This is a genomic window from Acinetobacter sp. KB005 (assembly GCF_049949095.1).
GTDB lineage: Bacteria > Pseudomonadota > Gammaproteobacteria > Pseudomonadales > Moraxellaceae > Acinetobacter > Acinetobacter calcoaceticus.
Genome location: NZ_CP188191.1, coordinates 3,340,787 through 3,352,120, shown reverse-complemented (window position 1 = coordinate 3,352,120; position 11,334 = coordinate 3,340,787). Strand labels below are relative to the sequence as shown.

General features: G+C 38.9%; 12 protein-coding genes. 4 read left to right on the top strand and 8 right to left on the bottom strand.

The annotated features are described in order from the left end of the window. Window positions 1-31 precede the first annotated feature (31 nt). The 5 genes from ACPF64_RS16040 to ACPF64_RS16020 all read right to left on the bottom strand — a co-directional run bounded on the left by ACPF64_RS16040 (window position 32) and on the right by ACPF64_RS16020 (window position 4,147). Window positions 32-595, bottom strand: a complete 564-nt coding sequence (locus tag ACPF64_RS16040; protein ID WP_426454495.1) for a flavoprotein — start codon at window positions 593-595, stop codon at window positions 32-34. A gap of 148 nt (window positions 596-743) precedes the next feature. Next, the gene (locus ACPF64_RS16035; RefSeq protein ID WP_080027404.1) at window positions 744-1,748 is read right to left on the bottom strand and encodes an LLM class flavin-dependent oxidoreductase; all 1,005 of its coding nucleotides are present in this window, start codon (window positions 1,746-1,748) and stop codon (window positions 744-746) included. Between the two features lie 133 nt (window positions 1,749-1,881). Next, window positions 1,882-2,391 carry a hypothetical protein gene (locus ACPF64_RS16030; protein ID WP_005039624.1) on the bottom strand — a complete coding sequence of 170 codons (510 nt, stop codon included), beginning with the start codon at window positions 2,389-2,391 and terminating at the stop codon, window positions 1,882-1,884. 237 nt (window positions 2,392-2,628) lie between these two features. Continuing rightward, window positions 2,629-3,048 (bottom strand): glycine zipper domain-containing protein, encoded by a 420-nt coding sequence (locus tag ACPF64_RS16025; RefSeq protein ID WP_005039626.1) that lies wholly within the window; start codon window positions 3,046-3,048, stop codon window positions 2,629-2,631. 196 nt (window positions 3,049-3,244) lie between these two features. After that, on the bottom strand, window positions 3,245-4,147 hold the full coding sequence (locus ACPF64_RS16020) for a LysR family transcriptional regulator (protein WP_426454492.1): 903 nt from the start codon (window positions 4,145-4,147) through the stop codon (window positions 3,245-3,247). Window positions 4,148-4,265: 118 nt separating this feature from the next. Here ACPF64_RS16020 and ACPF64_RS16015 point away from each other — a divergent pair, with 118 nt between their 5' ends. The 3 genes from ACPF64_RS16015 (at window position 4,266) to prmC (ending at window position 7,301) form a co-directional block, all read left to right on the top strand. Beyond that, a complete protein-coding gene (locus ACPF64_RS16015) occupies window positions 4,266-5,105 on the top strand; it encodes a type 1 glutamine amidotransferase domain-containing protein (RefSeq protein ID WP_426456161.1) in 840 nt (279 codons plus the stop codon). A gap of 292 nt (window positions 5,106-5,397) precedes the next feature. Next, window positions 5,398-6,486: a peptide chain release factor 1 gene (gene prfA / locus ACPF64_RS16010; protein ID WP_003652455.1), complete on the top strand. Its 1,089-nt coding sequence runs from the start codon at window positions 5,398-5,400 to the stop codon at window positions 6,484-6,486. Further along, complete coding sequence (gene prmC, locus ACPF64_RS16005) at window positions 6,486-7,301, top strand: peptide chain release factor N(5)-glutamine methyltransferase (protein ID WP_426454489.1); 816 nt, start codon at window positions 6,486-6,488, stop codon at window positions 7,299-7,301. Before prfA ends, prmC begins: the two co-directional genes overlap by 1 nt. A 2-nt stretch (window positions 7,302-7,303) precedes the next feature. On the opposite strand, the gene ACPF64_RS16000 is transcribed toward prmC, so the two are convergent. The 3 genes from ACPF64_RS16000 to ACPF64_RS15990 form a co-directional block, all read right to left on the bottom strand. Further along, window positions 7,304-8,143: an ABC transporter permease gene (locus ACPF64_RS16000; protein WP_426454487.1), complete on the bottom strand. Its 840-nt coding sequence runs from the start codon at window positions 8,141-8,143 to the stop codon at window positions 7,304-7,306. A gap of 3 nt (window positions 8,144-8,146) precedes the next feature. After that, window positions 8,147-9,121, bottom strand: coding sequence for an aliphatic sulfonate ABC transporter substrate-binding protein (locus tag ACPF64_RS15995; protein ID WP_426454485.1), 975 nt, complete (start codon window positions 9,119-9,121; stop codon window positions 8,147-8,149). Between the two features lie 237 nt (window positions 9,122-9,358). Then, entirely contained in the window at window positions 9,359-10,387 is a 1,029-nt protein-coding gene (locus ACPF64_RS15990) for an AraC family transcriptional regulator (protein ID WP_426454483.1), read from the bottom strand. A 169-nt stretch (window positions 10,388-10,556) separates the two neighbouring features. Between ACPF64_RS15990 and ACPF64_RS15985 the strand changes: the two genes are divergently transcribed. Then, window positions 10,557-11,327 carry a 3-hydroxyacyl-CoA dehydrogenase gene (locus ACPF64_RS15985; RefSeq protein WP_209831082.1) on the top strand — a complete coding sequence of 257 codons (771 nt, stop codon included), beginning with the start codon at window positions 10,557-10,559 and terminating at the stop codon, window positions 11,325-11,327. The last annotated feature ends 7 nt before the right edge of the window (window positions 11,328-11,334 follow it).

The following is an 11,334-nucleotide window of genomic DNA, read 5'->3' as shown; positions in this document are numbered from 1 at the left end:
AAAGCATGGCCTAAAGCCATGCTTTTTATTTTTATGTAGTTATTCTGATAATGATGTCGACGGGTTGCTCTACACCATCCATGCTTTGAATTGATGTATTGGTTACCTTAACAATAGGCCAAGTTTGTAATTTACAGTTAGATTTTTGGAGTGCAGCATAATAACTATCAGATTTAAAAAATACTTTTTTAGTCGTTGCCGTATTGGGTGTTAAAAGGCGCTTAAGCCATGTTTCATTTACTTGAGTCTCAAGAAAACGTAAGGCCAAAAGACTTTTTACACGATTGTTAAATAATCTCCGGTTTTTAATAATGAGTGGATGCGTAATTAACTTATGTGTGCCCATTTGACTATGGGGCAAAATAAAGTGAGGTGTAATTTGGAATACAGTCACAAATTTTGCTTGTTGGCAGATTTTTTCAAGATGGGTCACAGTATCTTGATTTGTACCAATAATCGCGACAGATAAATGTGAAAAATCAAACTCTTTAATTGAGGTTGACGGAATAACTTGACCAGCAAAGTCTTCAAAATCTTGAGCCGTATTTTGAAAAATTACTGATTTTGAAGCGTTATTTTTAATATTAATACTCATTTTCCAAAAGTCCTTTTGGTTTTTCAATCATGATGTTTTTATCGTTTTAATATAAATAACCAAGCAGGAAGTTGGGGTAAAGTCTTTTCAGATAGATGGTCATCCCATACTCGAAATCAATTCAAGTATGGGAAAATCAAGTCGAGTTTTAATGTTCTGTTTTTACATTCATGAGTTGCGTAAAACTGTCTAGACGCTTCGCTGTGTCGTATATATCACATGTAAAAATAAATTCATCAACATCGTATGTCGTTAAAAGTTTTTGTAAACCAGTGCGAACAGTCTCAACCGAGCCAATCTGTGCCATTGCATAGAAGTTTTCAACGGAAAGCTCTTCTGCTGTATTCCAGAGTCCCTGCATTGATTCAACCGGTGGTTTCAGCTTTAAGCTTTCACCACGAATTAAGCCTAATACACGTTGGTATGCACTTGTTGCTAAAAACTGTGCTTCTTCATCAGTCTCTGCTACAACAACAGGTACACCCATAGAAACGTAAGGTTTATCTAAATAAGCAGAAGGCTCAAAGTTCTCACGATAGAGTTGGATGGCTTGACCTAACATACGTGGTGCAAAATGCGACGCAAATGAGTAGGGTAGACCAAGTTTTGCAGCCAATTGCGCACTAAAAAGGCTAGATCCAAGTAACCAAACAGGCACATGTGTATTTTGCCCTGGCGTTGCAATAATTTTTTGTCCTGCTTGCGGTACATCAAAATATTTTAGGATTTCGACAACATCTCTTGGAAATTGATCTTCTGTTTCTTGATGCCCACGACGTAAAGCTCGCATGGTGAGTTGATCTGTACCAGGAGCACGGCCTAAACCCAGTTCAATACGATTTGGATATAAAGTAGCAAGTGTTCCAAATTGTTCTGCGACAACTAAAGGAGCATGGTTAGGAAGCATAATTCCGCCTGAACCTAAGCGAATATGCTGTGTATGTGCTGCAATAAAACCGAGTAAGACAGCCGTAGCAGAGCTCGCAATTCCATCCATGTTGTGATGTTCTGCAAGCCAGAAACGTTCATAACCTAGTTTCTCTGCATGTTGTGCTAATTCTAATGCGTGACGTAACGAAAATTCGATGGTTTTATCATTACGAATAGGAGCAAGTTCCAAAATTGAAAACTTGGTATCTTGAAGTGATCGCATGCGATATTCTCGAATAAGGATATATCGAAATACTACGATATATAGGGATTAATGTATATCGTTTTTTTTCGATATTAGGTTTTATCTCTCAATAAAAAAGCACCCGAAGGTGCTCTTTTGATTCATATATGAATTAGCGGTTTTTGTACCAGCCGCGATGTAAACCATTGTCATGACGGCGATGACCACCTTTATAGTAACGACGGTCGCCATCGTCATATCTACGATCATCTCGATCATAACGACTACCACGATCATAGCGATCATTGTAGTCACGATCTTCAGAAACTTTACGACCTAGCGCTGAACCACCAGCAGCACCTACCGCAGCACCGATGTAACCACCGTTGGTACCGCCCATGTTTTTACCGACGGTATAACCAGCTCCACCACCTAAAGCACCACCAATCGCAGCTTCTGTACGATTGCGACGGTCACTCGCTGCGGCTGCACCACCAGCACCACCTAAAGCCGCACCAATTGTAGCGCCTGTTGTGCCACCCATGCTTTTACCAATTGCTGTACCAACCACACTACCTAATGCAGAGGTTGCAGCAACACGGGTACCATTATCTGCATGTGCAACTGTCACCATAGACGATGTTGCAATTAATGCACTAGCTAACCAAATATTCATTTTCATCTTGCAGCTCCATGTCCTTTTTACTGAGAAGGACAGTATTTTTATCTTGAGATAAATGTAATCAAAAATTTCGTGATAATTATGGAGAACCCCAAAGGCGATACGCTAGTTTTGTGTCTGTTTGTATTGTTTCTATTAATTTGTGGATAAATCCTGAGCAAAAGAGAGATGGTGAATATTTGTTGATCCTAATAAAAAAGCACCCGAAGGTGCTTAGTAACGTTTCATCAAATTTGATTAGTGATGACGACGGTGTTTTTTCTTCCAGTGCTTAGAAGATCTGTCAGCATCACGGTCTTTAGAAATCTTATTACCTAGAGCAGAACCACCCGCAGCACCTAACGCAGCGCCAACGTAACCACCATTTGTACCGCCCATGCTTCTACCAACGGTATAACCAGCACCACCACCTAAACCACCGCCAATCGCAGATTCTGTGCGGTGACGACGGTCACTTGCAACTGCTGCACCACCAGCACCACCTAAAGCAGCACCAATTGTTGCGCCAGATGTACCACCCATGCTTTTACCAATTGCAGTACCAGCGACACTGCCTAAAGCAGAAGCGGCTGCTACATGTGTTGTATTGTCAGCATGAGCTACAGTAACCATAGAAGTTGCTAAAACAGCGCTACATAACCAAGCATTTAATTTCATTTTTTACTCCGTGTCCTTAGCAGCAGGACCCTATATCTTTTGTTACGGCAAATGTAACAAAACACGTTTCTTAAAATATGGAGAACCATCAATTCATTATTGTAGTTTAGTGTCAGGTTTGTATGTTTTCTATTAAAATAGAATGTTTAATACTCATATAGATAAATATGAGTCTCATTTAGTTTTAATGAGTTCATTATTCGCCATCTGAACAGAGAAAATTGATCAAAGCTCTTGTGGCAGAAGACATATGTTTATGTTGTGCGTACAGTAAAGAGAAGGGACGAGTGTGGCCTGCATAACTCTCCAGTAAAGGTTGTAATTTTCCTTGTCGAATTTTTTCATTAACAATAAAGCTGTAACTCTGACATATCCCTAATCCACTTTCAGCAAGAGAAACTACGCCTAAAATATCTTCTTTTACTAAAATCCGATTTGTTGGTGTCCACTGAATTTCTTGATCTACATCTTTAAAGAACCATGGGGTTATCTTGCCACTACTTGGCAATTCAAAGGCAATACATTGGTGATGATTTAATTCTTCTAAGATTTGAGGAATACCTACGCGCTTTAAATAATTTGGTGAAGCAACCAGTTGAAGAGGGGCAAGTTCGAGTGGTCTTGCCACAAGAGAGCTATTAGGAAGATGGCCTTGGCGAATGGCTAAATCAAAACCCTCAGCAATTAAATCAACATTTCGGTTAGAGATGCTGACCTCAATTTGAATGTCTGGATATTGCAAAAGAAATTTTTCTAATAACGGTGGTAAGCGATAGTGTCCATAAGTTGTAGGAACGCTTAATTTGATTTTTCCAGAAATTTGCAGTTGTTCACCTTGAACCACACGTTCTGCATGGTCAATTAGCTGAAAGGCGTGCTGCATTTTCTCATAATAAAGTTGACCTGCTTCAGTCAAGCTTAAATGCCGAGTAGTTCTTCTAAAAAACTGGATACCCAACTTTTTCTCTAGCCGTGTAATTGTTCTACTAATGACTGAAGGTGTAGTAGACAAATGAATTGCAGTTGCACTAATAGAAAGCTTTTCAGCCACAATTAAAAACACTTCAACATCGGCAAGATGGTCAAATTGACGAGACATTTTGTCCTCAAACGCAAAAAAGATTTGTAAATGTGGTTTTTTTTCTACCTTGTTGGCAAAAATAGAATATATCCATCCTAGTTATAAATCTAGCACAGGCTGGAATGAAGGTTGAATGATGAATTCTCTAAATAAAATAATGCTTGCAGTAGTTACCGCTTCAGCAGCATTAAGTGCAAATGCTGCTCATGTATTAGTTGTATTGTCTGATGAGGGGCAGTTAGAGCTAAAAAATGGTCATATTTTTAAAACAGGCTTTTATTTAAATGAGTTGATGCAGCCTACAAAAATGCTTTTAGATGCAGGGCACACAGTAACTTTCGCTACACCAAAAGGGAAAGCCCCGAAGTTAGATGAGTCATCAAATAGTGCGATGTACTTTAATCAAGACGAAAAGGCATTAAAGCAATATGCGGGTTTATTGCATGACCTTAAGTTAACATCACCTCAAGATTCTCCAGTTTTAAGCCTGTCTCGTATTGAGCAAATTGGTATTGATCAGTTTGATGCTATTTATATTCCAGGTGGACATGCACCTATGCAAGATTTATTAAAAGATAAACAGCTTGGGAAAGTTCTGACAGCTTTTCATAAAGCTAGAAAACCTACAGCATTAGTTTGTCATGGTCCTATAGCTTTGATGTCAACATTACCTAATGCTTCTGAAGTCGTTCAGCAACTTGAGCAAGGCAAAACCGTAAAAACTGGAGAGTGGATTTATAAGAACTATCGGATGACTGTGATTAGTAACCAAGAAGAAGAACAAGCGAAGGCTTTGTTAAAAGGTGGTGAAATGAAGTTCTACCCACAAACGGCATTACAGTCAATTGGTGGTAAATATCAAAGTAATACGAATGCTTGGACTCCAAATGTAGTGGTAGACCATGAACTTATTACAGGACAAAACCCAGCCTCGGCTGTTCTGGTGGGTAAAACATTATTAGAAAAATTAAAATAAATAGACATGGTAAAGAGGTTTTATGAATAAAGCCTCTATTGCTTTATTGGGTAAAAAGGTGACGTATTAATTTCTATAAAAAAAGCTAAATTATAGGCGAGTAAATAAATCTCATCTGAAATCATTATATTTATAAGTTGCCACTTACTGTGAAAGTTGATGAATTGGCTGATTATATATGTCATTTGAGCGGCATAATCTGTAAACTATGCGCTATTTTTACGATTTTGCTTATCTTCTATATTTACATAGCGTTCGATAAGCTTTTTGGACTTTTGAGATATTTCCTCTTATGAAAGCGTCACTCCGTTTACGACTTGATCAACTCTGTGATCGACATGAAGAACTTACCGCGTTGCTTGCAGATGTGGAAGTCATCTCCGATAACAAACGTTTCCGTAAATTGTCTCGTGAACATAGTGATTTATCTGAAATTACCGAAGTTTGGGGCAAATACCGTCAAGCAGAAGAAGATATTGAAACTGCTGAATTGATGAAGTCTGACCCTGACTTTAAAGATATGGCAGAAGAAGAAATTCAAGCGAATAAAGCGTTGCTTGGAGAGTTAGAAAGCCAGCTTAATATTTTGATGATTCCAAAAGATCCAAATGATTCTAATGCAGCTTATTTAGAAATTCGCGCCGGAACGGGTGGTGATGAGGCTGCAATTTTCTCTGGTGACTTATTCCGCATGTACAGTAAATATGCCGAGACACAAAATTGGCGTATAGAAGTACTTTCTGAAAATGAAGGTGAGCATGGTGGCTTTAAAGAAGTCATTTGCCGTGTAGATGGCGATGGTGTGTATGGCCGCTTGAAGTTTGAAAGTGGTGCGCATCGTGTGCAACGTGTACCTGCAACTGAGTCACAAGGTCGTGTGCATACATCGGCTTGTACAGTTGCAATCTTGCCTGAGATTGATGTCGATACAAATGTCGAGATTAACCCAGCAGATTTGCGTATTGATACTTACCGTGCCTCTGGTGCAGGTGGTCAGCACATTAACAAAACGGATTCGGCGGTACGTATTACCCACATTCCAACAGGTACAGTAGTTGAGTGCCAAGAAGAACGTTCACAGCATAAAAACAAAGCTAAAGCGATGGCTCTTTTGGTATCGCGTTTAGAAAATGCAAAACGTGCGGCGGCGGATGCAGCAACTTCTGAAATGCGTCGTGACTTAGTAGGGTCTGGTGACCGTTCTGAACGTATCCGTACTTATAACTACCCACAAGGTCGTATGACTGACCACCGTATTAACCTCACTTTATATAAGTTAGATGCCATTATGGAAGGTGATTTAACTGAATTACTTGATAGCTTGCATCGTGAATATCAAGCAGATCAGCTTGCAATGCTTGCTCAGGAAAATGGCGGCTAATGAACATTGCTCAAGCGCTTGCAATTCGGGGTGAGCCTGACAGTTATGAACGTCAGGAAAATGCTTGGTTACTTGAGCATTTTCTAAAAATCAATTCGCTTGAATTAAAGTTTAAACTTGAGCAAGAGTTAACTGTCCAGCAAGAGCAAAACTACTTGGCTGGGCTTGAGCGTATTCAAAATGGTGAACCTTTAGCTTATGTAACAGGTTCACAGCCATTTTGGACGCTGGATTTAAAAGTAACTTCCGATACTTTAGTGCCACGACCTGATACCGAAGTTTTAGTTGAAACCGTTTTAAATCTAAATTTGCCAAAGAATGCAAATATTGTTGATTTGGGAACGGGGACAGGTGCAATTGCACTTGCTTTAGCGAGTGAGCGTCCAGATTGGCAAGTAACGGCAACTGATATTTATGCACCTACTTTAGAAGTTGCAAAAGAAAATGCGCAAACCCATGGTTTACAACAAGTAAAATTTGCTTGCAGTGCTTGGTTTGATGCACTGGAACCACAGAATTTTGATTTAATTGTTTCTAATCCGCCGTATATCGACCCTGAAGATGAACACATGCAAGCTTTGGCAACAGAACCACGCCGTGCATTGGTCGCAGATCAGCAGGGTCTAGCTGATATTGAAATTATTATTGCTCAAGGGAAAAACTGGTTAAAACCACAAGGCTGGATTGCACTTGAACATGGTTATGATCAGGGACAGGCCGTTCGAAATATATTTGCTGAGCATGGTTTTAGTGAAATTAAAACCATTCAAGACTACGGCCAAAATGATCGAGTCACTTTGGCGTGCTGGATTTAAAGTTATTTTTGTAGCGTATCTCGCCAACGTAATAACCAGTTTTCTATAAGTTTCATTAAGCTATCCGTTACTTTACCCAATAGGGCTAATAAAATAATCGCAATAATGACAATATCAGGGCGGGATGTTTCTCGACCATCACTTAATAAATAACCGATTCCTTGAGTGGCTGCAATCAGTTCAGCTGCAATCATAAACATCCACGATAAGCTTAAGCTGTTACGTAAACCGGTTAAAATTCCCGGAGATGCTGCCGGCAAAATAATCGATACAATACGTTGAAAAGCATTGAGCCGATAAACTTTTCCAACTTCAATAAGCTTTCTATCTACGTTATGAATCGCTGCAACTGTATTGGTATAGGTTGGAAAAAAAGCACCGATTGCAATCAGCGTAATTTTAGAACCTTCATCAATTCCTAACCAAAGTAATAACAATGGAATCCATGCAAGACTTGGAATTGATTTAATTGCTGAAAAGGTTGGTTCCAAATACGCTTCGGCTTCTTTACTTAATCCAACCCAAATTGCAAAAATTAACCCTAAACCACCCCCTACAATGAAACCTACTAAAACACGCCATGTACTAATATAAATATGGGCAAAAAGATCACTGTGAGCTAAATCCAAAAAAGATTGCCACAAACTACTTGGCGCGGGTAGTAAATAAGCATCGACGTAGCCATTTCTGACTAAAAACTCACAACCCACTAAAAAGATTACGGGAATGAGCAGTGCTTTAAACCAACGTGTAAATTTATTGTTTAAATGCTTTTTTTGAGATTTTAAAGCTTGCTGAGCTAAGAAGTGATTTAGCTCAGCTTTGTTAAATGAATCACTCATATATTATTTCACGACTTTTTGAGCAAAACGTGGGTCTAACAACTGGTCAACCACTTGATTGACGTTGGTGCCTTTTCTAACCAAGTCTTCTTCTGTCAAAATTTTCCCCGAACGTTTCAGTGCTTGTGCTTGAGTTGCCGATGGAATGCTTTGATCAAAGTTGGTTCGGCTCAATTGTAGTTTAGCCACAGGTAGGGGAAGTTTTGATTCTTGAGCTAAAAGTGCTGCCACTTTATCAGGATTAGCTTTTGCCCATTTTCGGGCTTGTTCATAGGCTTTAATCACTGCTTCAACCGCTTCAGGACTTTGCTTTGCAAAGTCTTCTTTAACACTCAGTACGCTATAGCTGTTAAATCCAACATTACGATAAAGTAATTTGGCGCCTGACTGAATTTGAGCCGCAGCCATTAAGGGATCAAGCCCAGCCCAAGCATCTACTTGACCACGTTCTAATGCAGTTTTTCCGTCAGGATGCTGTAAATGAACCAGTTGTACATCGCGTTTACTTAGGCCTACTGTGTCTAATGCCTGTAAGGTAAATAAAAACGGATCTGTGCCTTTGGTTGCTGCAATTTTCTTACCTTTTAAGTCTTTTAGATTTTTAATTGGTGAGTCTTTTGACACCACAAGAGCGGTCCATTCTGGCTGGCTTTGTACATAAACAGTTTTAATTGGGCTGCCATTCGCTCGACTTAATACAGCTGCTAACCCAGCGGTAGACGCAAAATCGATGCTATTGCTGTTGAGATATTCTAGCGAGCGGTTACTGCCTTGGCTAAAAACCCATTTAATTTGAGTATTTGGAAGTGCTTTCTCGAGAAGTTTTTGATCTTTTACGACTAAGCTGGTTGGTGCATAGTAGGCATAATCAAGTTTAAGTGTGGTTGGAACTGCTGCAAATGCAGATGAAACAAATACAAACCCCAATGTTGATGCTAACAAAGTTTTTGTTAGAAAAAATTTTGGTTTTAAAGACATAATAAAAATAGGACCAGAATAAATAATAGATCATCCTTCCATGGGTTTGATGACTTACAAACTTAGTTATTTTGATTTATAAATCAGATTGAAAGATAAAAGTTTAGATAAAATTATAACTCACTGTTTTTATAGTAATTATTGAGTTTTAAGGAATGTACTTATCTGAAATATTGAATTTAAAAGATATAAATATCATAAGCTTAAGCATTATTTTTTAAGCTTGTGATATTTATATTATTGCTTGTGTGAAGTTAAATTATTTCGATAAGCGCCTGGGCTGACGCCAGTCCATTTTTTAAAGGCACGGTGAAACGCGCTTGGATCTTGGAAGCTTAAGTCTTCACTAATATCTTGAATTGAATCGTTGGTTTTACTTAAACGTTCAACAGCAATATCATAGCGAATTTCATTTTTAATTTGCTGGTAGCTGACGCCTTCATGTTTCAGTCGGCGTTGAACTGTAGCTTCAGAAATATTGAGTTGTTGTGCAACATCTTTAAGTTCGGGCCATTGTGCGGGATGAAGTTTCAATAAATGACGACGAATAAGAAGGCTCAGTGCATTTTCATTTTTAAAGCGAACTAAAAGATTTTGCGGTGTTTGCTCTAAGAAATCATAAAGTGCTTTTTTATCTTTTTTAATTTTAATATCTAAATAGTGAGCATCGAATTCAACGCGATTTATCTCGGCATTAAATTTTATATCTTCACCAAAACGTACGAAATAGTCCTGAATATCTTGGGGTTTAGGACAACGTAGCGATATATTATTCAAGCCAATTCGCTGGTCAACTAACCAGCACATGAGTCCATGCACTAACATTAAAAAAGTTGCGTAGGTAAACATACGTTTGGGTTGTTCACGATCACGAATGACCAAATAGGCTTTTTGCTGGTCCCGAATTAATTCACCTTGTAGATCATCCAAAATAAAGTTAAAAAACTTCAAAATATCGTAAAGCGCCTTTTCTAAAGTTTCCGCCGTACTGACAAGTTTAGTAAGTAATTTATAGCTACCTCGACGCATAGGGTGGCTATCCATACCAAAAAATTCATCGTTCATGGCATTGGCAAGTTCTATCCATAGTTGCGCATATGTTGTAACAGGCACACGTGCTTTGGGAGACATCAGTAATTCGGCAGGAATTCCAACTTTATTTAGAATTATTTGAGTATTTAGCCCTTTGGCATAAGCAGCACCCAGTGCTTCATGTACCAGTGCAATTGAAATTGTTCCTTTACTTAAAGAAGATTGGACAACCATGTCAAAGACTCATATTTTCTTCATATATTTCAAGTGAAATATTTCATATTTAAAATTTGGATTGATCAAAAGCTGCAAACATTTTGAGGCTTTTTGAAATTGTATCGGAAAACAACAACTTTTACTCTCACTACTAAGTTTAAAGAACATTTCTATAGGACGTTATATAATGAAAATTCAAGGGAAACATTTCGTGATTACAGGTGGTGGCTCTGGTTTAGGTGCTGCAACAGCTGAATATTTGGTAAAGCAAGGTGCCTCTGTCACATTGGTAGACATGAATGTAGAAGCAGGCGAGCAGCAAGCGAAACAATTAGGGCCAAAAGCTGACTTTGTAAAACTTGATGTAACCGATGAAGCTGCTGCTGAACAGTTCTTTAAGGATGTATTGGTCAAACATGGCAGTTTGCATGGTTTGGTTAACTGTGCGGGTATTGGCCCTTCGGCTAAAGTGGTTGGCCGTGAAGGTGTACATGATTTGGCGTTATTTTCAAAGACTCTGCAAATTAATGTGACAGGTACATTTAACATGCTGCGCTTTGCGGCAGATGCGATGAGTAAAAATACAGTTGAAGCAGGGGACGAGGACCGAGGTGTAATTGTAAACACAGCCTCAGTTGCAGCATTTGATGGTCAAATTGGTCAGGCAGCTTATTCAGCATCTAAAGGCGCTATTGTTGCCATGACATTGCCAATTGCTCGTGAGCTTGCGCGACATGGCATTCGAATTATGACGATTGCACCGGGAATTATGGAAACTCCGATGCTTAAAGGTATGCCACAAAATGTTCAGGATGCTTTGGGACAAATGGTGCCGTATCCGTCTCGTTTAGGAAAGCCAGAAGAGTTTGCTCGTTTAGTTGGGCATATTGCTGAAAATTCATATTTAAATGGTGAAGTCATCCGTTTGGATGGTGCAATTCGTATGGCAGCAAAATAATAAAAAT